The organism is Streptomyces sp. SP18CS02, assembly GCF_036322365.1.
Taxonomy (GTDB): domain Bacteria; phylum Actinomycetota; class Actinomycetes; order Streptomycetales; family Streptomycetaceae; genus Streptomyces.
Genome location: NZ_JAQYXC010000295.1, coordinates 267808 through 289904, shown reverse-complemented (window position 1 = coordinate 289904; position 22097 = coordinate 267808). Strand labels below are relative to the sequence as shown.

Here is a 22097-nt window from a genome sequence, read left to right as displayed (position 1 = left end):
ATCATGACCCCGCCCCCGGGGCCGGCACCAGGGTCCCGCGGCCGGTCCGCGCCCCGCCGGCAACCGCGCCCGTCCGGCCCGCGCGCCCCCCGCCGGCGGGCGAAGTGGCACAAAACACGAGGCGCCCCGCGAAGCGCCGCCGTAAGCTCGCGCTATGCAGGTGATCCAGTCCACGAAGCTCGCCAACGTCTGTTACGAAATCCGGGGCCCGGTGCTCGAGGAGGCGATGCGGCTGGAGGCTGCCGGTCACCGCATCCTCAAACTCAACACCGGCAACCCGGCCGCGTTCGGGTTCGAGTGTCCGCCCGCGATCCTGGAGGACATCCTCCGCAACCTCGGCGAGTCCCATGGTTACGGGGACGCCAAGGGCCTGCTGTCGGCACGGCGCGCGGTGATGAGCCACTACGAGACCAAGGGCATCCCGCTCTCCGTCGAGGACATCTATCTGGGCAACGGCGTCTCCGAGCTGATCCAGATGTCGATGCAGGCCCTCCTCGACGACGGCGACGAGGTGCTCGTACCGGCGCCGGACTACCCGCTGTGGACGGCCTCGGTCTCCCTCGCCGGCGGTACGGCGGTGCACTACCGCTGCGACGAGCAGGCCGACTGGATGCCGGACCTGGCCGACATCGAGCGCAGGATCACCGACCGGACCAAGGCCATCGTCATCATCAACCCGAACAACCCGACGGGTGCGGTGTACGACGACGAGATGCTCCGCGACCTCACCGAGATCGCCCGCCGGCACAACCTGGTCGTCTGCTCGGACGAGATCTACGACAAGATCCTCTACGACGGCGCGACCCATACCCCCACCGCGGCCATCGCCCCCGATCTGCTCGTCCTGACGTTCAACGGGATGTCGAAGAACTACCGCGTGGCGGGCTACCGCAGCGGCTGGCTGGCGGTCTGCGGCCCGAAGGCGCACGCCACCTCGTACATCGAGGGCCTGACGATCCTGGCCAACATGCGACTGTGCGCCAACATGCCGGCCCAGCACGCCATCGCCGCCGCACTGCAGGGACGGCAGTCGATAGAGGCGCTGGTCCAGCCGGGCGGGCGGCTGCTGGAGCAGCGGGACGCGGCGTACGACCTGCTGGTGCAGATCCCGGGCGTGACGTGCGTGAAGCCGAAGGGCGCCCTGTACCTGTTCCCCCGGCTCGACCCGAACGTCTACAAGGTCAAGGACGACCGGCAGATGGTCCTTGACCTGCTGCGGAGCGAGAAGATCATGGTCGTGCACGGGACGGGCTTCAACTGGCACGAGCCCGACCACTTCCGCATCGTGACGCTGCCGAACGCGGCGGACCTCACGGACGCGGTGACCCGGATCGGCAACTTCCTGGACGGCTACAGCCAGCCCTGAGCCGCCCCGCCCCCGCCCCCTCGAAGCCGCTTCTTCGGCCCGAGTCAACTTTAGACTGGATCCAATGTAAGATGGTCTCCTGAACCAGGGCAGGAGGCCATCCCATGTACGAACCGATCCGCACCAAGTCGGTCCACCGGGTGGCCGACGAGCAGGCTCCCTACCCGCACCGCTCCCGCGAGGAGGAGCTGGACATCCAGCTCGCCGGCCACCTCGCCGCGCTGCTCGCCGTCACCGACGAGCTCGGGGACGACGCGGCGGCGGACCGCATCGCCCAGCAGGTCGCCCGGCTGCGCGGCGCCCCGCCCGCCCGGCACGCCGGGCTGACCGGCGCCGGTCCGTCCGCCCTGCACCGGCGCGCCCACGCCCTCGCGGGCCGCGCGCTGGTGGTCGCCGCCTCCCGGGCCGACACCGCCGCCGCCATCCTCGCCGCCGAGCGGATGGACGCCCACACCGCCGCCCTGGCCGTCTTCCGGCCGGTCGGCGCCCTCTGACGGGCCCCGGTCCGCGACGCTCCGGGCGCGCGGACCGGGTGCCACCCACCCCCTCATCGCCTTCGGGCCCCCACGGGCCTCCGCGACCCCCGCCGCACCGGCGGCACCGGCCCGGGCGCTCCACCGCACCCCCACCGCACCCCTTGCACCCCCGCGGCCCCACCGGACACGAACGGTGAAGACCCCCGGAGCGACGTCGATGCCGCTCCGGGGGTCGTCCCACCACGGCCGGCCGGGATGACTCACAGGTCAGGGCGGGTCGTGCTGACCGGCCGCGGGTCCTTGGGGCGGAGGGTCAGCCCAGTCGGGAGACCAGCGCGCGGTACTCGTCCCACAGCTCCTGGGGCGTGTGGTCGCCGAAGGTGTTGAGGTGGTCGGGGACGAGAGCGGCCTCTTCGCGCCACACGTCACGGTCGACCTTGAGGAGGAACTCCAGGTCCTCGGCCGGCAGGTCCAGGCCGTCGGTGTCGAGGGACTCGGCGGTCGGCAGGATGCCGATCGGCGTCTCGACGCCCTCGGCCCTGCCCTCCAGCCGCTCCACGATCCACTTCAGGACGCGGCTGTTCTCACCGAAGCCGGGCCACACGAACTTGCCCGCGTCGTTCTTGCGGAACCAGTTGACGTAGTAGATCTTCGGCAGCTTCGCCTGGTCGGCCTGGGCACCGACCTTGATCCAGTGCGCCATGTAGTCGCCCATGTTGTAGCCGCAGAACGGCAGCATGGCGAACGGGTCGCGGCGCAGCTCGCCGACCTTGCCCTCGGCGGCGGCGGTCTTCTCGGAGGCGACGTTCGCACCCAGGAAGACGCCGTGCTGCCAGTCGAAGGACTCGGTGACCAGCGGGACGGCCGAGGCGCGGCGGCCGCCGAAGAGGATCGCCGAGATCGGCACGCCCTTGGGGTCCTCCCACTCGGGCGCGGCGATCGGGCACTGCGAGGCCGGGACGGTGAAGCGGGCGTTGGGGTGGGCGGCCGGGGTCCCGGACTCCGGCGTCCAGTCGTTGCCCTTCCAGTCCGTGAGGTGCCCGGGCAGCTCTTCGGTCATGCCCTCCCACCAGACGTCGTTGTCGTCGGTGAGCGCGACGTTGGTGAAGACGGCGTTGCCCCAGAGGGTCTTCATGGCGTTGGCGTTGGTGTGCTCGCCGGTGCCGGGCGCGACGCCGAAGAAGCCGGCCTCGGGGTTGATCGCGTACAGGCGGCCGTCCTCGCCGAACCGCATCCAGGCGATGTCGTCGCCGATGGTCTCGACGGTCCAGCCGGAGATCGTGGGCTCCAGCATGGCGAGGTTGGTCTTGCCGCAGGCGGACGGGAACGCCGCGGCGACGTACTTCGACTCGCCCTGCGGCGGGGTCAGCTTGAGGATCAGCATGTGCTCGGCGAGCCAGCCCTCGTCGCGCGCCATGACGGAGGCGATGCGCAGGGCGTAGCACTTCTTGCCGAGCAGGGCGTTGCCGCCGTAGCCCGAACCGTAGGACCAGATCTCGCGCGACTCGGGGAAGTGCGAGATGTACTTGGTGGTGTTGCACGGCCACGGCACGTCGGCCTCGCCCTCGGCGAGCGGCGCGCCCAGGGTGTGGACGGCCTTGACGAAGAAGCCGTCGTCGCCGAGCTCGTCGAGGACCGGCCGGCCCATGCGGGTCATGGTGCGCATGGAGACGGCGACGTACGCGGAGTCGGTGATCTCGACGCCGATCGCGGAGAGCGGCGAGCCGAGCGGGCCCATGCAGAAGGGCACGACGTACATCGTGCGGCCCTTCATCGACCCGCGGAAGATGCCCTTCTCACCGGCGAAGACCTCCCGCATCTCGGCGGGGGCCTTCCAGTGGTTGGTCGGGCCCGCGTCCTCCTCCTTCTCGGAGCAGATGTAGGTGCGGTCCTCGACCCGCGCCACGTCCGAGGGGTCGGAGGCGGCGTAGTAGGAGTTCGGGCGCTTGACCGGGTCGAGCTTCTTGAACGTCCCCTTGGCGACGAGCTCCTCGCACAGGCGCTCGTACTCGGCCTCGGAACCGTCACACCAGACAACCCTGTCCGGCTGGGTGATGGCTGCGATCTCGTCCACCCAGGAGATCAGCTCCTGGTGACGGGTGGGGACGGTGGTGGGAGCCGCGTTGTCGCGCGCCACGATTGCTCCTTGTTGAGGGGTTTGTTGTTGTCTGCCCCGTGGGGGCTGCGACCCGGATGCTTCGTAGCCGCTCATCCGGTGCCGACCTCACTCATCTGATCATCCGTGGCCTTTGCCCATATGTCCAGGGGGCCTCTCACGTGAGCATTGCCACTCATCTCCGGAGATTACGGAGCCGTAGGTAGCATTCCGCCATGACGTCAGCCGCGCCCGAAGTGACCGAGATCGACCCTCCGCCGGTGAAACCGAAACTGCGGGGATGGCTGCACGCGGGCATGTTCCCGGCGGTGCTCATAGCGGGCATCGTGCTGACCGCGCTCGCCGACTCGACGCGCGGCCGGATCGCCTGCGGCATCTACGTCCTCACCGCCTGCCTGCTCTTCGGTGTGAGCGCGCTCTACCACCGGGGCGACTGGGGTCCGCGGGCCACCGCCGTGCTGCGCCGGCTGGACCACGCGAACATCTTCCTGATCATCGCGGGCACCTATACCCCGCTGACCCTGCTGCTCCTCCCGGACTCCACCGGGCGGGTGCTGCTGTGGGCGGTATGGGCCGCAGCGGTGGCGGGAATCGCCTTCCGGGTGTTCTGGGTGGGCGCCCCGCGCTGGCTGTACACCCCCTGCTACATCGCGATGGGCTGGGCCGCCGTCTTCTTCCTGCCCGACTTCATGCACAAGGGCGGCATCGCGGTGCTCGTCCTCGTGATCGCCGGGGGCCTGCTCTACAGCGCGGGCGGGGTGGTCTACGGCTTCAAGCGCCCCAACCCCTCACCGCGCTGGTTCGGCTTCCACGAGGTCTTCCACTCCCTCACCCTGGCCGCTTTCGTCGTGCACTACGTGGGGATCTCGCTCGTGGCGTACCGGCACGGCTGAGCCTCACCGACAATGGACACATGGCCGCCGACCCCCTGCTCGCAGGACAGCCCCGGATGGGGCTGCGCGAGCGCAAGAAGCGCAAGACCCGCCTCGCCATCCGCCGGGCCGCGCACCGGCTGATCGCCGAGCAGGGGTACCAGGCCACCACCGTCGAGCAGATCGCCGAGGCGGCCGAGGTGTCCCCGAGCACCGTCTGCCGCTACTTCCCCGCCAAGGAGGACATCGTCCTCACCGGTGAGCACGAACTGGTCGTGGAGTCGGTGCTGCGTTCCCGTCCCGCCGACGAGGAGCCCCTGGAGTCGCTGCGGCACCTCCTCGTGGAGTCCGTACGGGCGGTCCTCGCGGACGATCCCGAGGAGATGCGTCAGCGCACCCGGCTGATGGTGGAGGTCCCGGCCGTCCGGGCCCGGATGACCGAGACCATGGCCGAGACGTCCGGGCTGCTGTCGCGCGCCCTGGCCGCCCGGTCCGGGCGGGCGGCGGACGACCTGGAGGTACGGATCGTCACCGCCGCCGTCATGGGCGCCCTGCGCGAGGTGACGATCCACTGGGCGGAGCACGGCCAGCGGGACGATCTGGTCGCCCTCGTCGACCGCACCCTCGACGTCCTCAAGGGCGGTCTCGCCCTGCGGCCCGCCCCGGCAGGTGGACGGGCGGGGGCCGTCGGGCCCTAGCGGAGTCTCCCGGTCCTGCCGGGCTGATCCGGCCTGACCGACACGGCCTAGCGGCTCCCCCCGCGCAGGTCCCCCCTTCCGCACGCCCGGCCGTCCCGGTCCGGGTCGAGGCGCAGCGGGTCGTCCTCGCCGTTGACCTTCAGCCGCGCGTAGCCGTGGGACGCCAGCCAGTCGCAGCGGGCCTTCGTCGTCGCCCGGACCGGCCGGGGGAAGGCCGTGGGAACGCACACGTCGGCCGTGCCGTAGTGCCGGTCGCACCCCGCGATCCGGGGGCTCACCGGCGCCGATGCCCGCCGGTGCTCCGCCTTCCGCGGCTGCCGTTCGAGCTCACCGGCGAAGTCGTGGACATGCGGTGACGGCGCGTCCGACGCGGCGGGACCGCCGAGGTGGACCCACTCGGCGACCGTCGGGACACCGGCCGCGTCGACCCCGAAGAGCATGTACCAGCCCGGCGGGGCGAGGTCGGGGTTGCTGGTGACGTTCAGGTCGATCGTCCGGTCGTCGAGCACGCTCATCGGCAGGTCCACGAACCGCTGGTTGGGGTCGGACGAGTGGGTGACCGCCGAGGGACGGATCAGCTCGGCCCGCGCGATCGGCCGGTCGACGGTGATCCGCTGGGTGTCCCCGTACCGCCATCGGTTGTCGATAACGGAGGTGATCTGCGGCCGGGGCCCCTTGAAGAGGTACGGGGGCGTGTAGACGGACACCTTGTCGGTGTAGGACCCGTCGCCCGGGTTGTCGCCCACCGACATCACCCGGCCGTCGGGCAGCAGGAAGGACGCCGAGTGGTAGCCCCGGTCGGCCGGATCGGTGGCCATGCCCGGTTGCCAGGTGTCGGTCGCCGGGTCGAACATCGACGCCTCGTAGACCGGGTCGGCCCGGTTGTGCAGGGCGCCGCCCGTCTCGAAGACCTTTCCGTCGGGCAGCAGCACCGCGGAGACGTACATCTTGCCCTGCGCGCCGGTCTGCGGCACAGGCGCCGCCCCGCCGAGCGACTGGGTGCCCTGCGGGAGCGGCGGGCCCGGCTCGTACGACGGGCTGGGGCGCTTCAGATCGATGATGTCGGTGAGCCGGTTCGCGTCCGGGTTGGTCTCGTTGTTGCCGCCGCCGATGGTCAGCACGCGCTGGTCCTGGGCGGGCGGCAGCAGCACGCTCGCCGACTGGTCCCGCTCGTCCTTGTTCCGCAGCCCGGGTACGTCGGTGACGGTGTTGGCCTCGTAGTCGTACACCGAGGCGCCGGTGCCGGGCGTCCCGCCGCCGAAGACATGGCTGCCGGAGTAGAAGAGCCGGCCGTCCTGCATCAGGATCATGGACGGGTACAGCCCCCAGTACGACCAGGTCTGCTTGACCTCGCCCATCGGCAGCCACGCGTTGCGCGCTGCGGACCACTTCTCGGCGGTGACCGAGCCGGTGGAGTCCTCGCGCAGCCCGCCGAAGGAGATCACGTCGCCGTTGCCGAGGACCGTCGCCGAGGGGTACCAGTGGCCGTCGTTCATGTCGTTGGTGCGGGTGTAGGTCTCGGTCCCCGGGTCGAAGAGGTACGAGTCCTTGTAGCCCTGGTAGCCGACCCGGCCGTCGGCCGACGGGTAGCCCTTGTTGCCTCCCATGATCAGCACCTTGCCGTCGGACAGCTGCACATGGCCGGCGCAGAACATGTCGATGGGCGTCCGGATCTCCTTGAACGAGCCGTCGGCCGGGTCGTACACGGCCGATTCGAACGTCCCCCGGGCGAACCGCTCCGGGTCGTTGCCCGAACCCGCGACCAGCAGCACCTTTCCGGTCCTCAGGACGACGGCGTGCATGGAGCGGACCGGGTTGCGGAACGGCAGCACCTCCCACGCGCCCTCGGTACAGGCCCGCCCGGCGGTGCACACCTCACCGGCCGCCGGGAGGGTCGCGTCCCGCATCGCGTAGTCGTCGGTGGTGAGGGTGCCGGTGCCGTAGAGGGAGACGCCCCAGCTGATCTGGTCGGTGCCGGGCGGGACGGCCGGGGTGCGCACCTCGGCCCGCCGGTACTCCGTGCTCATCGGCGGGCTCATCACATCGGTCCAGTACACCCAGCCCTCCCGCACGTCGTGGCGGAAGAGGGTGACGGCGATGTCCGGACTGGTGGAGGTGTACCAGACGGAGAGGTCGTACTGGTGGCCCGGTGTCACGTTCGGCGCGCAGGAGGGGGTCTCGTACATCATCGCCTTGCGGTCGCCGCCGGCCCGGCGGGTCAGCGTGAGCTCCATGGCCCGCCCGCCGCTGTGCGCCCGGTCGGTGACCTTGAAGGAGTGGTCGTTGTCGCCCCAGCCGTAGATGTCCCAGCACCGGGGCGTGCCCTCCCACTTGAGGCTCTCGAAGCCGGGGTTGACCAGGAGGTTCACCCCGGCTTCCGCCTCCTGGGCGGTGGAGAGCGACAGGCCGCCGCCCACCAGGGCCAGCAGGGTGGAGACGGCGAGCGTCCGCCGCCACGGTCTGCGGACGCGTGCGCGTGTACGTGTACGTGTCATGAGGCGTCCTTCCCCCGGCCCGGCGCGGCTCCCGGCGCGGAACCGCCCGCGACGGTTCCTGACCCGCGGTCCGTCCGGCTGTCAGTCCGGCTGTCCGTCCGGCTGTCCGTCCGGCTGTCCGTCCGGCTTCTCCTCGGTACGTAGATCAGGGCGCGGGTCGCGGCGAACCGCAGGACGAACGTCGCGACCAGCGCCAGCGCGGTGGCGGGCAGGACCGTCATGCCCAGCCGGCCCACCATCAGCGCGATCAGCGGAATCCGCAGCAGCAGATCGGCGTTGGCGAGCAGGGTGAACCGCCCCCAGCGGTCCGCCCAGTGCCGGTGCGCCCGCTCCCGGTGGAACAGCAGTGCCTCGGTGAGCAGCAGGTTCCACACCACGCCGAACTGGTTGGCGAGCACCTCGGCCGGCAGATAGTGCAGGCCGGCGCCGGTCAGCGCGTACAGCGCCGCCAGGTTCGGCAGGAAGCCGGTGAGTCCGATCAGACCGAAGACCACCAGGCGGGACAGTTCCGTGCCGGTGCGCAGCCCGGCAAGGTGGCGCAGGAACCGCAGCCCTTCGGCGGCGGTCGACTTGGACCGGCCCGCGAACCGCTCCTGGAAGCGGAACGGGACCTCGGCGACCGCCCGGATGCCGTCCGGACGGCAGCGCACGGCCAATTCCAGCAGGATCTTGTAGCCGAGCGGCGCGAGCCGCCCGGCCTCCACCGTCCGCCGGCGCACGGCGAAGAAGCCGCTCATCGGGTCGCTGATGCCGCGCAGCCTGCGCGGGAAGAGCGACTTGGTCAGCATCGTGGACACGCCCGAGACCAGCAGCCGGTAGCCGCCGGCGAGTCCGGCGCGGCTGCCGCCCCGGGCGTACCGGCTGGCGACCACCAGGTCGGCCCCGGTGGCCTCGCCCCGTGCGACCAGACCGGGGATCAGCTCCGGGGGGTGCTGGAGGTCGCCGTCCATGACGACCACCCAGTCCGCACCGGCGGCCCTGACCCCTTCGACGACCGCGCCGCCGAGGCCCCCCTCGGGCCGCTCCCGGTGGATGAGCGTGACCGGGAAGGGGAAACCGGGGGCGGCCTCCCGGATCACGGCCGGCGTGTCGTCGGTCGAGTCGTCGACGAAGAGGACCTCGTACGGCAGACCGGCCGGCTGCGACGCCTCGATGCGGGCGAGCAGTTCACGTACGTTCGCCGACTCGTTGAAGGTCGGTACGACGACGGTGACGGCGGCCGGGGCGGCGACCCGCGGGCCGGCGGGCCGGATGTCCGAGGGCCGGGTCAGCGGGCTGGTCACCGGCGATCACCACCGGTCGTCCGGCGTATCTCGACGCGCTGCGCGCCCTCGCCGAAGGTGGCGACCGCCTCGGAGTTGCGCAGGGAGTCGGCGACGGTCGGCAGGTCCTTGGCGTCACGCCGGACGGTGGGCGTGGAGATGACGTAGTCGACGTCCCGCCAGCCGCGGTCCAGCACTTCGGTGACGGCAGGGTCGAGGTCGGCCTTGTAGAACCAGATGGCCCCGGTGCCGGGCCGGTACCCGTGGTGCACCAGGTCGAGCCAGAGCGAGTCGTCGACCAGCACCCGGGTCCCCGCCGGGTCGCTGACGTGGCCGGCGGCGGGGTCCATCCACGCGGCGGCGGCGCGGAAGCTCGCGTTGGGGTCGTCGGTCATGGCGGTGCGACCGCCCTCGTACCACTGCGGCACGGTATGGAACGCGCCGGTCAGCAGCAGCGCGGCGAAGACGGCCGCCCCGGCCGTCCTCGGCAGCCGCCGGGCCAGCAGTCCGCGCACGGAAGCGGCGACGGCGGCCAGGCACAGGGCCAGGAAGGGCAGCGCCTGGATGATGTACATGTCGGGCAGGTATCCGGAGGTGCGGAAGGCGGCGACCGCCCCGAGCAGGACCACCACGAAGGCGGGCCCGGCCGTCGCGCGGGCCGTCACCGACCAGCGGTGGCAGGCCGCCAGGAGCAGCGCGGCGGCGAGCCCGGCGAGCGGCAGCACCCGGTCGTAGTACAGCCAGGAGTCCACGACCTTGTCGGCTCCGCTGCCGTCCACGAAGACCGAACCCGACCCGGGCCGCGACAGCTGGTAGACGACGCCGTCCCACAGTGACACATGGCCCCTGCCCGGCAGCAGCTCATGGTTGAGCAGAGCGAACAGCGGATACAGCAGACCGATCAGGGCACAGGAGGTCAGCGCGCCGCTCACGGCGAACTTGCGGGTGTCCCGGTGGCTGTGCCGCCACAGGGTGAACAGGACGGCGGGCAGCACCAGCAGCATCGTCTCCTTCGACAGCACGGCGACGGCCGCGCACATCCCGGCCGCGAAGTGGTGCCACAGATGACGGCTGGGCGAGGCGGCGAGGACGAAGGCGGCCAGGATCCAGGCGACCGCGATGTTGTCGAGGAAGATCTCCCGGTGCAGCTCCACGGAGAGCGGGGAGAGCCCGAACAGGCCGACGGCCAGGGCGGCCGTCCAGCGGGGCAGCGCCAGGCGGCGGGCCAGGACGTACAGCAGGACCGCGGTGACCAGGGTGACCAGCAGCATCACCGAGCGCATCGCGCCGACGGTCATCGACTCGGGGGCGATCCACGCCGGTATCCAGGTCAGCAGGGCCAGCTGGATCCAGCCGAGCGGCGGATGGTCGTACCAGTACGTGTAGTGGGCGAGGCCCTCGCCCTGCTGGACGGCCCACGCCTGGGCGAGGTAGGTGCCCTCGTCGTCGCTGAAGGACGGGAAACCGGCGATGTTGACGCCCTGGACGACGCCGATGGCGAGCAGCAGGGCCAGGCACACCAGTTGGTCGGGCCGGGAGGACCGCAGCCGCAGCGGCCCCTGCGGGACGGGCGGCCTGCGCGTGGCGGGGCCGGACGCGGGGGCGGTCCGCTCGGGCGGGGTCAGCGTGGAGGTCATCGGGTGGCCGCCTTCTCGACGAGGTGCGCGCCGACGTGGCTGGTGAGCTCCCACTCGTTGCGCCCGCGCTGCTCGCGCCAGACGGCCCGGACCGCCGCGCCCGCCAGGAGCACCTGGTAGAAGGGGCCGCCGACGATGAGCTTCAGATAGTGGACGAGCCGCACCCGCAGGCCGTACTGCTTGCCGAAGTCGTGCAGCCCCACCAGCTCGAAGACGAAGGTGACCATCGCGGTGAGCATCGGCAGGAAGGTGATCACCGCGACGCCGACGCCGACGTCGAGGAAGAGCGCGATCGCCACGTTCACCGGGATGATCAGCCCGGTGAACGCCTGCATATAGGGCGTCATCAGGGTGTGACGGGCGAGCATCCGCTGGCCCAGGGTGGGCAGCCGGCGCCAGTCCTGCTTGCGGTAGACCTGGAGGAACCCCTGGTTCCAGCGGGTGCGCTGCTTGAGCAGGCTGACCAGCGAGCCGGGGGTCTCCTCCCGGGTGACCATGTCGGCGTCGTAGGAGACGACGACCTTCTTGCCGGCGGAGGACAGGCGCACGCCCAGGTCGCAGTCCTCGGCCAGGCAGTTCTCGTCCCAGCCGCCCGCGTCGCGCAGCACGTCGGTGCGGACGAAGACGGTGTTGCCGCCGAGCGGTATGAAGCCCTTGGCGGCGTGCAGGTGGAGGCGGCTGCGGAACCAGAAGAAGTACTCCAGGCAGTTGCGCAGGGAGTACCAGCTGGAGTGGAAGTTGATCAGCTGGACGCCGCCCTGCACGACATCGGCGCCGCTGGCGGTGAACGCGTGGTCGACGTGGGCGAGCAGTTCCGGATGGACCTGGTCCTCGGCGTCGAAGACCCCGACGATGTCGCCGCGGCAGTGCGGCAGGGCGGTGTTGAGCGCCTTGGGCTTGTTCTTGGTCTCGTGGGTGTCCACGACGACCCGCACCCGCGCGGGGTCACGGGCGGCGGCCCGCTCGGCGACCTCGGCGGTCTCCGGGTCGTCGTGCCCGACGATCACGATGATCTCGAAGTCGCGGTGGGTCGACTCCAGCAGCCGGTCGATCGTGTGCTCCAGCACGAGCTGCTCGTGCCGGGCGGGCAGCAGCAGGGAGAAGGACCGTCCCTGCGTGCCGTCCGGGCGCGCGAAACGGGTGGACGCGTATACCTCGGGCGTTCGCCAGGCGTGCATCTGCCACCACAGCGTGAACGCGGCCATCCAGAAAAGCGCCAGTGAAACGGCGGCGATGAACACCGATACGAACACGGAAGGTCCCCCCTCGGACCTGCCGCGGCGGAGCGGACACGCACGAACCCACGAACGCGACACACCGCCGCAGCACGGATCGTTCCCCAAAAGCGAAAGGCACATCAGGGGCGGACCGCGGCAGGACCCCCCTGGCCGACGACGCCCTCGGTCAACGCCGCGCACCCCTCCCCAGAACGTGTGCGGCGCTCCCACTCCTTCGTTCGAAGAGAATAGAGGGGGAAGGTGACAGTCAGGAGCTGTCCCGATAAAAAGTGTGTTTCCCGAGTCAGTTGGACAGTTTCCGGGCAAGCTCGGATGCGTCCGTGGTAGGCGCGTCGCAGGCGAAGTGGCGGCAGACGTAGGCCGCGGGCCGCCCGTCCACCAGCGGCCGGTCCCTGAGCAGCGGGAACTCCTCGCCGCTGTCCGGCTCGCCGAAGGCGACGACCGCCCCGGGAGCCGTGCCGAGCAGCGCGGTGCGGTGCAGTTCCGCGGCCACCGGATCGGCCTGGTCCCCGACCACGGCGATCTCGCGCGGCCCGTCGAGCAGCGCCTCGGCGGCGGCCAGGCCCCAGCCGATGAAGCGCGGGGCGCGCGGACCGAGGGCCTTCACCACGCCGAGGGCACCCTCGGCGGCGGTGCGGTGGGCCTCGGAGCCGGTGTGCGCCGCGTACGACAGGAGCGCTCCGGCGGCGGCCGACCAGCCGGAGGGGGTGGCGTTGTCCGTGGGGTCCTGGGGCCTGCGGATGAGCGGCTCGGCGTCGTGCGCCGTGTCGTACAGCGACCCGCCCTCACCGGTGAACTGGTCGAGGACGATGTCGAGCAGGAATCCGGCGAACTCCAGCCACACGCCCTCGCCGGTGACGCCCGCGAGCGCCAGGAACCCCTCGGCGACGTCGGCGTAGTCCTCCAGCACCCCGGCGTTGGCACCGGCGTGCCCGTCCTTGGACGTACGCGCCAGCCGCGCCCCGCTGTCCATGTGCACCCGGACCAGCAGGTCGGCCGCCTCGGTGGCACGCTCCACCAGGTCGGGCCGGTCGAAGCAGGCGCCGGTCTCGGCGAGCGCCGCGATGGCGAGCCCGTTCCAGGCGGCGACGATCTTGTCGTCGCGGCCGGGGCGGGGGCGCTCGTCGCGGGCGGCGAGCAGCCGGCGGCGGATCCGCTCGACGCGCTCGGCGTCCGGGGTGTCCGGTGTCCCCGGCCCGGTGTCCCGCGGCAGTCGCAGCACGGAGGCGCCCTCCTCGAAGGTGCCCTCCTCGGTGACGCCGTAGTACCGCGCGGCGTACGCGGCGTCCTCGCCCAGGACGTCCCGCAGCTGACCGGGCGTCCACACGTAGTAGGCGCCCTCGACGTGCCTGCCCGTACCGTCGTCGGAGTCGGCGTCCAGGGCCGAGGCGAACCCTCCCTCGGAGGTGCGCAGTTCACGCACCATGAAGTCGGCCGTCTCCAGGGCTACCCGGCGGGCCAGGTCGCTGCCGGTGGCCCGCCACAGATGGACGTGGACACGGCACAGCAGGGCGTTGTCATAGAGCATCTTCTCGAAGTGCGGCACGACCCACTCGCGGTCCACCGAGTAGCGGGCGAACCCGCCGCCGAGCTGGTCGTAGATCCCTCCGCGCGCCATCGCCTCGCAGGTGTCGGCGGCCATCTGCAGGGCGCCCTCGGCCCCGGTGCGGGCGTGGTGGCGCAGCAGGAACTCGATCACCATGGACGGGGGGAACTTGGGCGCCCCGCCGAAGCCGCCGTACCGCTCGTCGTAGTCGCGGGTCAGCCCGAGCAGCGCCTGCGCCTGCTCCTGGTCACCGGGAGGACCCTCGCCGCCGTGGGCGAGGGAGCGTCCGGACAGCTCCCGGACGATGTTGGCGGCGACCTCGCCGACCTCGTCGCGCCGGTCGGTCCAGGCGGACGCCACGCCCTGGAGCACCTGGCGGAAGGAGGGCATGCCGTGCCGGGGCTCGGGCGGGAAGTAGGTTCCGAAGTAGAAGGGCTCGGCCTCGGACGTCAGGAAGACGGTCATGGGCCAGCCGCCCTGTCCGGTCGCCGCCTGGACGGCCTCCATGTAGACGGCGTCGACGTCCGGCCGCTCCTCGCGGTCGACCTTGACGGACACGAAGTGCTCGTTGAGGTACGCGGCGGTGGCCCCGTCCTCGAAGGACTCGTGCGCCATGACATGACACCAGTGGCACGCAGAGTATCCGACCGATAGCAGAACGGGCACATCGCGCCGTTTCGCTTCCTCGAACGCCTCACGTCCCCACGGCCACCAGTCGACCGGATTATCAGCGTGCTGAAGCAAATAAGGCGAGGTCACATCAGCCAACCGGTTCATACACCCCAGCCTCTCACAGCGCCCGGCCCGTCCGGCGGAACCCTCACGGGCCCTGCCCGCCCGGCCGAATTGCGCTTGTGAGCCATCACGTCGCGGGCGGCTCCTTCCCTTCCGAGTCGGGCAGCCCGGCACCTCGAAACAGTGGGCTTGGCGCAGCAGCGCCGGACCTGCCGAGGCCTCTCGAAGGAGGTACACCATGACCGCCGGGATGGTGGCGCCCGCGTGGATGCGTACGCAGATCAGCGCGGAGCAGTACGACTCCTGGTCCGAGGAGCAGTGCGCCGGTATCGAGATCGTCGACGGGATGGTCGTCGTGAGGCCGAGCGCCTCCAAGCGCCACAACCGGCTGACCCGAATCCTGGCCAACGCCCTGGACGCCGCCGCGGGCGCGGACTGGAACGCGGACACGGACTTCGACGTCCGCCTGCAGGACGTTCCACTCACCAACCGCCGTCCTGACGTCATCGTCTACCGGACGGAAACCATCGACCTCACGCCTACCCGCCCCGAGCACGTACTCCTGGTCGTCGAGGTGGTGTCGCCCGGCTCGGAGACCACAGACCGGATCGTGAAGGTCGACCAGTACGCCAAGGCCGGCATCCCCTTCTACTGGCGGGTCGAGCAGGCCACCACCGGTGTCCCCATCATCCACACCTACGTCCCCGACCCCGCCACCAAGGCGTACAGGGACGGCGAAATGTTCACCGGCGTGATCAAGACTGCCGCGCCCTTCCCCGTCACTGTCGACCTGGGAGCCGTCTGACAGCGCTGGGAGACGTCAGCCCGGGGGGCCGGCCGGAGACGTCCGGCCGGCTGCCCGCCGCGGCGTTCCCTCCCTCCCCGGCGGAGAGCCCGTAGGGGAGGGAGAGCCCTGCCTACTCCCGGGGCGCGCCCTTGGGCGAGGCTCCCGCCGGGGCCGGCTCCGGGGCCTCCTCGAAGTCGACCTTGCCCATGTGGCGGTTCATCGACTTCATCAGCAGCCAAACGCCCACGGCCATCACCGCGAAGACGACGAAACCGAGGACGCCGGGGGTCACCTTGTTCTCGTCGAGCTCTTTGGCGAGAGGGGCGAGCTGGGTCAGTGCCTGGTGTGCGCTCATATCAGGCATTGTCGCGGATGCCCGCGAACAGGTCGCTCTCGGGGAGGGAGGTTCCGACCACGGACTTGGCGAGCTCGTAGTCCTCGGTCGGCCACACCTCCTTCTGGAGCTCCATCGGGACGCGGAACCAGCCGCCGTCCGGGTCGATCTGCGTGGCGTGCGCGATCAGGGCCTTGTCGCGGGTCTCGAAGAAGTCCGCGCACGGAACATGCGTGGTCAGCGTGCGCTCGGCGCGCTCGAACTCCTCCCAGCGCTCCAGCCACTCGCCGTACGGGGACTCCAGTCCACGGCTCAGCAGCGCCTCGTGGAGCGCGACCGTGCGCGGACGGTTGAAGCCCTGGTTGTAGTAGACCTTCAGCGGCTGCCAGACCGGGCCGAACTCCGACTCCGGGTACTTCTCGGCGTCGGTCGCGCCCTCGAAGGCCACCATGGTGATCTTGTGGGTCATGATGTGGTCGGGGTGCGGGTACCCCCCGTTCTCGTCGTAGGTCGTGATGACCTGCGGACGGAACGCGCGGATGGAGCGCACCAGGCGACCGGCCGCCTTGTCGACGTCCTCCAGGGCGAAGCAGCCCTCGGGCAGCGGCGGCAGCGGGTCGCCCTCCGGCAGCCCGGAGTCGACGAAGCCGAGCCACTCCTGTCCCACCCCGAGGATCTCGCGCGCCTCGTCCATCTCCTTGCGGCGGACCTCGTGGATGTTCTCCTCGATGTACGCGTCGCCCTGGAGCTTCGGATTGAGGATGGAGCCACGCTCGCCCCCCGTGCAGGTCACGACCAGCACGTCCACCCCCTCGGACACATACTTGGCCATCGTGGCCGCGCCCTTGCTCGACTCGTCGTCGGGGTGGGCGTGAACGGCCATCAGTCGAAGCTGCTCAGTCAAGACTCGATCCTCAATGATTCGTCGCGTCGTGCGGCTTCTATAGTGACGGAATCGGTGCGCGGAAAATTCCGCCGTCCGGCGCGGGAAAGGAACGATCATGAGCGCGGTGCGCGAGCAGCTCCCAGAGGGCCGGTACGGCCGCTCCGAGGACGAGCGTGCCGACCGCAGGCTCAAGGTTGTCGGGGCCGTGCTGGGCGTCGGGCTGGTCGCGATGGTCGGCTGGTTCGGCTACGACTACATCGCCGGCCAGAAGGTCAGCGCCGAGATGATCAAGTTCGACGTCTCCGCGGAGGACCAGGTGAAGGTGCACCTGGAGGTCCGCAAGGACGAGGACGCCAAGGGGTACTGCACCCTGCGCGCCCTGGCGGAGGACGGTGCCGAGGTGGGCCGCAAGGACGTCCGCTTCGACCAGCCCGTGGACCGGATCGACCAGGTCGTCACCGTCCGCGTCACGCAGAAGGCGACCAGCAGCGAGCTGATGGGCTGCACCTCGGAGTAACCGGGCGGCCGCCCGCGGTGGGCGCGCGCGGCGCCGCGCGCGACATACGGCCGCGCCCGGCCGCGCCTCTCCGCGCGGCGCTGACCTGCGGAGACGGAAATTCCATGGCTTTCGTCCTCCCCCTTCCGCCCCGTAATTGTTAGGCTCGTGGTTTCGCCCATCCAGGAAGGCACATCCTTCTGGGTAGGGCGATGCTTTGTATTCCCAGTACCGACGAGGAGCACCTGTGACCCAGACCAGCGAAAACGTCACCTGGCTCACCCAGGAGGCGTACAACCAGCTCAGGGCCGAGCTGGAGTACCTGTCTGGTCCCGCGCGAACCGAGATCGCCGCGAAGATCGCAGCGGCGCGCGAGGAGGGCGACCTGCGGGAGAACGGCGGGTACCACGCGGCCAAGGAGGAACAGGGCAAGCAGGAGCTGCGCGTCCGGCAGCTGACCCAGCTGCTGGAGCACGCCAAGGTGGGCGAGGCGCCCACCGAGAGCGGTGTCGTGGCGCCGGGCATGGTGGTGACCATCGCCTTCGACGGTGATGAGGACGACACCATGACGTTCCTGCTCGCCTCCCGCGAGTACGCGAGCTCCGACATCGAGACGTACTCGCCCCAGTCCCCGCTCGGCGTGGGCGTCAGCGGCAAGAAGACCGGTGAGGACGCCGAGTACGAACTGCCGAACGGCAAGAAGGCCTCCGTGCGGATCCTCGACGCCAAGCCGTACCAGGGCTGAGACCTGGCGGGGGCCGCGGACGTGAGCCGCGGGCCCCGGCCGGACGCCCGGCGCCGCGCCGGGCCGCCTGCGCACGGTCCCACGGCCCAGGGGCCGGGTCGCACCACGCGACCCGGCCCTTCGTGCTTCCCGTACCGTGCTCGCACCGCCCGCGCGGCCACCGGCGCGCCGGGATCAGGGGCACAGGGGCACAGCCCGGCCGGAGGCCCAGGGGCTCAGGGGATGACCGTGTACCCCGCGTCGCGCAGCGCCGCCTCCACCTCACGGCAGTGCTCGGGGCCCTTGGTCTCCAGGTGGAGCTCCACCTCCGCCTCCGTGAGTCCCAGACGCGGATCGGTCCGTACGTGGCCCACGTCGAGCACGTTGGCGTCGGCCACCGACAGCACCGCGAGCATCGTCGCGAGCGCCCCGGGCCGGTCCGTCAGCCGCAGCCGCAGGCTCAGGTACCGGCCGGCCGCCGCCATGCCGTGGCGCAGGATGCGCTGCGTCAGCAGCGGATCCACGTTCCCGCCGGACAGGACCGCCACCACCGGCCCCTCGAACGACTCCGGCGCGCTCAGCAGCGCGGCCACCGGGCTCGCCCCGGCCGGCTCCACCACCAGCTTCGCCCGCTCCAGGCAGAGCAGCAGCGCCGAGGACAGGGCGTCCTCGGAGACCGTGCGCACCTCGTCGACGAGGTCCCGGACGATCCCGAACGGCACGTCGCCGGGGCGGCCCACCTTGATGCCGTCGGCCATGGTCGCGGCGGAGTCGACGGTGACCGGCCGGCCGGCCGCCAGCGAGGGCGGATAGGCCGCGGCGGCCCCGGCCTGCACGCCGATCACCTTCACATCGGGCCGCAGCGCCTTCACCGCGACGGCGATGCCGGCGGCCAGGCCGCCCCCGCCGACACCGACGACGATCGTGCGGACCTCCGGGCACTGTTCGAGGATCTCCAGGCCCACCGTGCCCTGCCCCGCGATGACGTCCGGGTGGTCGAAGGGGTGGATGAAGACCGCGCCCGTCCGTTCCGCGTACTCCTGCGCGGCGGCCAGCGTCTCGTCGACCACGTGCCCGTGCAGCCGCACCTCGGCGCCGTATTCGCGGGTCGCGGCGACCTTCGGCAGCGGGGCGCCGACCGGCATGAACACCGTGGAACGCACCCCGAGCAGCGAGGACGCCAGCGCGACGCCCTGCGCGTGGTTGCCCGCGGACGCGGCGACGACACCGGCCGCCCGCTCCTCCGGGCGCAGGCAGGAGATCCGCACGTACGCCCCGCGCAGCTTGAACGAGCCGGTCCGCTGGAGGTTCTCGCACTTGAGGTGCACCGGCGCGCCGACCAGCTGCGACAGGTGCCGGCTGCCCTCCATCGCGGTCATCCGGGCGACCCCGGACAGCATCTTCTGCGCCCCGCGGACGTCATCGAGGATGAGCGGGTGCAAGGGGTGATGCGTACGGAAGCTCATGACGGCAAGTCTCGCAGCTCACCGGGGCGGGGCCGCCGGGCGTCGTGGACGCCCGTCACGTTTGCGCAGGGCCGGTACGGACCCGCACAGGTCCGCGTACTCTGTCCCCCACCAACCGACCACCGCACGAGAGAGCCCCTGTAGCCATGCCCACATCACAGGACATGACGACTGATCTTGATGCCGGTCTCCTCGATGCCCTCCAGCACCAGGTGGCCGTCTTCGCCCGGCGGGCGGAGCAGACCCGCCTCGGCGGCACCGGTCAGCTGCGCAACTCGATGGACCGAGCCGCCTACCTGCTGCTCAACCGGCTCGACCAGGAAGGGCCGATGGGCGTGAAGGCGCTGGCGGCGGGGATGGGCATCGACTCCTCCACCGTCACCCGCCAGGTCGCCCCGCTCGTCGACACCGGCCTGGTCAAGCGGACCTCGCACCCCGAGGACGGCCGCGCGGTCGTCCTCCAGCTGTCGCCACGGGGCCAGGCCAGGCTGGAGGAGGTCCGCTCCTCGCGCCGCGATCTGATGGCGCAGGTGACGGACGGCTGGACGGAGGACGAGCGCGAGTCGTTCTGCTCCCTGCTGACCCGCTTCAACACCGCGCTCTCCGCCCGGCAGGCGGGTCTGCCGCCCGCGGACACGGAGGCCACGCCGGCCTCTTGACCCGGGCCGCGTGTCTGGCCTCATATGAGGACGTGGTGCGTCAGCGGCAACCGGTGCGGCAGCGCCACCGCGACCGGGACTTCGAGGTGTTCGTCACGGGCGCGGCGGGCCGACTGCTGCATGCCGCGACACTGCTGACCACCGAGCACCCGGGGCGCGCCCCGGCCGCGCAGCGGCTGCTGTGCCACGCCCTGGCCGCGGCGTACGCGCGCTGGGACCGGCCGCCCGGCGAGGATCCGTACGACCGCGCCCGCCAGGAGCTGGCCGCCCGGTTCGCCCGCTCCGCCTGGCGCTTCCGCCGGGGCCGGGGCGGCGTCCTGTCCCCGCTCACCCCCCGGGAACGGCTCGTCGTGGTGTGGCGCCTGTACGAGGGGGTCGCCGAGGAGCAGGTGGCGGCGCTCCTCGGGCTGCCGGTGGACCGGGTGCGCGCGATCTGCACCCGGTCGGTCGCGGCGCTGCGCGGCGGCCGGCGCCGGCCCGCACCGGCCGCCCCCGCCGGGCCGGTGACCCCGTGAGCCGCCATGACCGCAAGGAGGACGAGGTCCGGCGGATGCTGGACACGCCCCGGCCGCAGGTGCCGCCGGACCTGCTGCCCCGGGCGCTCGCCCGCGGCACCCGCGCGCTCCTCCGGGCCCGCGCACGGCGTCGGCTGATGTGGCTGACGCTGGCCGCCGGGATGCTCGCTTTCGTGGTGTGGGCGTCGGTGGCACAGCCCTGGCAGGCCCCGCCGTCCGGTCTCACGCCACCGTTCGAGGGGTGGTGAGAGCGGCCTACGCTGGAGGAAGCGGCGTAACGCGCACGTCGAGGAGGCCGCCATGACCAGGAAAGTCGCCGACTGCCGCAAGTACCCGAGCGAGATGAACTGCACGCTCACCATCACGGGTGAGGAAGAGGAAGTGGTCCGGGCCGCCACGGAGCACGCCGTCTCGGTCCACCAGCACGAGGACACCCCCGAGCTGCGCGCCCAGGTCCGCGCGTTCCTGGAGGACGAGAGGATTCCCGCCTGACCGGGCGGTGGCCGGGCAGCGCCCCGCCCGGCCGGGCAGGGTCCCCACCGGGCGGGCCGACACCGGGCCCGCCCGGCCGGCCCCGCCCGGTGGTGGCCCGTCCGGCGCCGGCCCGACGTCCGGCGGGGCGGGCCGCCCCGGTCAGCCCAGCGCCTGGCGGAGGTCCGCCAGCAGGTCCTCGACGTTCTCGATGCCGACCGACAGACGCACCAGGTCCCCCGGCACCTCCAGCAGCGAACCGGCCGTGCTGGCGTGCGTCATCCGCCCCGGGTGCTCGATCAGCGACTCGACGCCGCCGAGGGACTCGCCCAGCGTGAAGAGCCTGGCGCGGTTGCAGACCTCGACCGCCGCCTCCTCGCCGCCCTCGACGCGGAACGAGATCATGCCGCCGAAGCTCTTCATCTGCTTGGCCGCGATCTCGTGGCCCGGGTGCTCGGGCAGCCCCGGGTAGAGGACCTGCGTGACCTTCGGGTGCCCGCTCAGCATCTCCGCGACCCGGGTCGCGTTCTCGCTGTGCCGGTCCATCCGCACGGCCAGCGTCTTGATCCCGCGCAGCACGATCCACGAGTCGAACGGACCGGCCACCGCGCCCATGGCGTTCTGGTGGTAGGCCAGTTCCTCGCCCAGCGCCTCGTCGGCCGTCACCAGCGCGCCGCCCACGACGTCCGAGTGACCGCCCATGTACTTGGTGAGCGAGTGCACGACGACGTCCGCGCCCAGCGCCAGCGGCTGCTGGAGGTAGGGGCTCGCGAAGGTGTTGTCGACGACCAGCTTCGCGCCCGCCGACCGCGCCACGTCCGCCACGGCCGCGATGTCGGTGATGCCGAGCAGCGGGTTCGACGGGGTCTCGACCCAGATCGCCTTCGTACGGTCGGTGACCGCGTCCCGCACGGCGGCCGGGTCGGAGGTGTCCGCCACGGACCACTCGACACCCCACCGGGAGGCGACCTTCGCGAACAGCCGGAAGGTGCCGCCGTAGGCGTCGTTCGGGATGACGACGTGGTCGCCCGGCGACAGCAGCGCACGCAGCAGGCAGTCCTCGGCCGCCAGGCCGGAGGCGAAGGCGAGGCCACGACGGCCGCCCTCCAGCGCCGCGAGGTTCTCCTCCAGCGCGGTGCGGGTCGGGTTGGCGCTGCGGCTGTACTCGTAGCCCCCGCGCAGGCCGCCCACGCCGTCCTGCTTGTACGTGGACACCTGATAGATGGGCGGGACGACCGCGCCGGTCAGCGGGTCGGCGGTGTTGCCCGCGTGGATGGCGCGGGTCTCGAAGTTCTCATGGGTGTGCTGAGCGTTCATG

General features: G+C 71.5%; 21 protein-coding genes. 11 read left to right on the top strand and 10 right to left on the bottom strand.

The window, feature by feature from the left end:
• Positions 1-154 precede the first annotated feature (154 nt).
• On the top strand, positions 155-1366 hold the full coding sequence (locus PUR26_RS28060; protein ID WP_329876422.1) for a pyridoxal phosphate-dependent aminotransferase: 1212 nt from the start codon (positions 155-157) through the stop codon (positions 1364-1366).
• A 104-nt stretch (positions 1367-1470) separates the two neighbouring features.
• Entirely contained in the window at positions 1471-1860 is a 390-nt protein-coding gene (locus tag PUR26_RS28055; protein WP_329876420.1) for an SCO4983 family protein, read from the top strand.
• 295 nt (positions 1861-2155) lie between these two features.
• Here PUR26_RS28055 and PUR26_RS28050 read toward each other — a convergent pair whose 3' ends face one another.
• On the bottom strand, positions 2156-3979 hold the full coding sequence (locus PUR26_RS28050) for a phosphoenolpyruvate carboxykinase (GTP) (protein ID WP_329876418.1): 1824 nt from the start codon (positions 3977-3979) through the stop codon (positions 2156-2158).
• A 194-nt stretch (positions 3980-4173) separates the two neighbouring features.
• On the opposite strand from PUR26_RS28050, the gene trhA reads away from it, so the two are divergent.
• A complete protein-coding gene (gene trhA / locus PUR26_RS28045) occupies positions 4174-4851 on the top strand; it encodes a PAQR family membrane homeostasis protein TrhA (protein WP_329876416.1) in 678 nt (225 codons plus the stop codon).
• 20 nt (positions 4852-4871) lie between these two features.
• Positions 4872-5528, top strand: a complete 657-nt coding sequence (locus PUR26_RS28040; RefSeq protein WP_329876413.1) for an acyl-CoA-like ligand-binding transcription factor — start codon at positions 4872-4874, stop codon at positions 5526-5528.
• Between the two features lie 47 nt (positions 5529-5575).
• On the opposite strand, the gene PUR26_RS28035 is transcribed toward PUR26_RS28040, so the two are convergent.
• From PUR26_RS28035 to PUR26_RS28015, 5 genes are all read right to left on the bottom strand, one after another.
• The gene (locus PUR26_RS28035; RefSeq protein WP_329876411.1) at positions 5576-8023 is read right to left on the bottom strand and encodes a galactose oxidase early set domain-containing protein; all 2448 of its coding nucleotides are present in this window, start codon (positions 8021-8023) and stop codon (positions 5576-5578) included.
• A complete protein-coding gene (locus PUR26_RS28030; RefSeq protein ID WP_329876409.1) occupies positions 8020-9306 on the bottom strand; it encodes a glycosyltransferase family 2 protein in 1287 nt (428 codons plus the stop codon). Before PUR26_RS28030 ends, PUR26_RS28035 begins: the two co-directional genes overlap by 4 nt.
• Positions 9303-10922 (bottom strand): ArnT family glycosyltransferase, encoded by a 1620-nt coding sequence (locus tag PUR26_RS28025; RefSeq protein WP_329876407.1) that lies wholly within the window; start codon positions 10920-10922, stop codon positions 9303-9305. The genes PUR26_RS28030 and PUR26_RS28025 overlap by 4 nt, the downstream gene beginning before the upstream one ends.
• Positions 10919-12175: a glycosyltransferase gene (locus PUR26_RS28020; RefSeq protein WP_329876405.1), complete on the bottom strand. Its 1257-nt coding sequence runs from the start codon at positions 12173-12175 to the stop codon at positions 10919-10921. Before PUR26_RS28020 ends, PUR26_RS28025 begins: the two co-directional genes overlap by 4 nt.
• Before the next feature lie 268 nt (positions 12176-12443).
• Positions 12444-14483 carry a thioredoxin domain-containing protein gene (locus PUR26_RS28015; protein ID WP_329876403.1) on the bottom strand — a complete coding sequence of 680 codons (2040 nt, stop codon included), beginning with the start codon at positions 14481-14483 and terminating at the stop codon, positions 12444-12446.
• Positions 14484-14679: 196 nt separating this feature from the next.
• On the opposite strand from PUR26_RS28015, the gene PUR26_RS28010 reads away from it, so the two are divergent.
• The gene (locus PUR26_RS28010; RefSeq protein WP_329876401.1) at positions 14680-15246 is read left to right on the top strand and encodes a Uma2 family endonuclease; all 567 of its coding nucleotides are present in this window, start codon (positions 14680-14682) and stop codon (positions 15244-15246) included.
• A gap of 112 nt (positions 15247-15358) precedes the next feature.
• On the opposite strand, the gene PUR26_RS28005 is transcribed toward PUR26_RS28010, so the two are convergent.
• Positions 15359-15592, bottom strand: a complete 234-nt coding sequence (locus tag PUR26_RS28005) for a hypothetical protein (protein WP_329876399.1) — start codon at positions 15590-15592, stop codon at positions 15359-15361.
• The gene (mca, locus tag PUR26_RS28000; protein ID WP_329876397.1) at positions 15585-16466 is read right to left on the bottom strand and encodes a mycothiol conjugate amidase Mca; all 882 of its coding nucleotides are present in this window, start codon (positions 16464-16466) and stop codon (positions 15585-15587) included. The genes PUR26_RS28005 and mca overlap by 8 nt, the downstream gene beginning before the upstream one ends.
• Positions 16467-16563: 97 nt before the next feature.
• Here mca and PUR26_RS27995 point away from each other — a divergent pair, with 97 nt between their 5' ends.
• A complete protein-coding gene (locus PUR26_RS27995) occupies positions 16564-16965 on the top strand; it encodes a DUF4307 domain-containing protein (protein WP_329876395.1) in 402 nt (133 codons plus the stop codon).
• A 226-nt stretch (positions 16966-17191) separates the two neighbouring features.
• Positions 17192-17689, top strand: a complete 498-nt coding sequence (greA, locus tag PUR26_RS27990) for a transcription elongation factor GreA (protein ID WP_329876393.1) — start codon at positions 17192-17194, stop codon at positions 17687-17689.
• Positions 17690-17904: 215 nt separating this feature from the next.
• On the opposite strand, the gene ilvA is transcribed toward greA, so the two are convergent.
• A complete protein-coding gene (gene ilvA, locus PUR26_RS27985; RefSeq protein WP_329876391.1) occupies positions 17905-19134 on the bottom strand; it encodes a threonine ammonia-lyase in 1230 nt (409 codons plus the stop codon).
• A 146-nt stretch (positions 19135-19280) separates the two neighbouring features.
• Here ilvA and PUR26_RS27980 point away from each other — a divergent pair, with 146 nt between their 5' ends.
• Genes PUR26_RS27980 through PUR26_RS27965 form a run of 4 tightly spaced genes read left to right on the top strand, consistent with a single transcriptional unit; the run spans position 19281 to position 20800 of the window.
• Positions 19281-19793: a MarR family winged helix-turn-helix transcriptional regulator gene (locus PUR26_RS27980; protein ID WP_329876389.1), complete on the top strand. Its 513-nt coding sequence runs from the start codon at positions 19281-19283 to the stop codon at positions 19791-19793.
• 35 nt (positions 19794-19828) lie between these two features.
• A complete protein-coding gene (locus PUR26_RS27975; RefSeq protein ID WP_329876388.1) occupies positions 19829-20308 on the top strand; it encodes a sigma factor-like helix-turn-helix DNA-binding protein in 480 nt (159 codons plus the stop codon).
• Positions 20305-20556 (top strand): hypothetical protein, encoded by a 252-nt coding sequence (locus PUR26_RS27970; RefSeq protein ID WP_329876386.1) that lies wholly within the window; start codon positions 20305-20307, stop codon positions 20554-20556. The genes PUR26_RS27975 and PUR26_RS27970 overlap by 4 nt, the downstream gene beginning before the upstream one ends.
• A 52-nt stretch (positions 20557-20608) precedes the next feature.
• Positions 20609-20800 carry a DUF1059 domain-containing protein gene (locus PUR26_RS27965; RefSeq protein WP_329876384.1) on the top strand — a complete coding sequence of 64 codons (192 nt, stop codon included), beginning with the start codon at positions 20609-20611 and terminating at the stop codon, positions 20798-20800.
• A 141-nt stretch (positions 20801-20941) separates the two neighbouring features.
• Here the strand turns inward: PUR26_RS27965 and PUR26_RS27960 are convergent, their stop codons facing one another.
• Positions 20942-22096 (bottom strand): cystathionine gamma-synthase, encoded by a 1155-nt coding sequence (locus PUR26_RS27960; RefSeq protein WP_329876382.1) that lies wholly within the window; start codon positions 22094-22096, stop codon positions 20942-20944.
• Position 22097 lies beyond the last annotated feature (1 nt).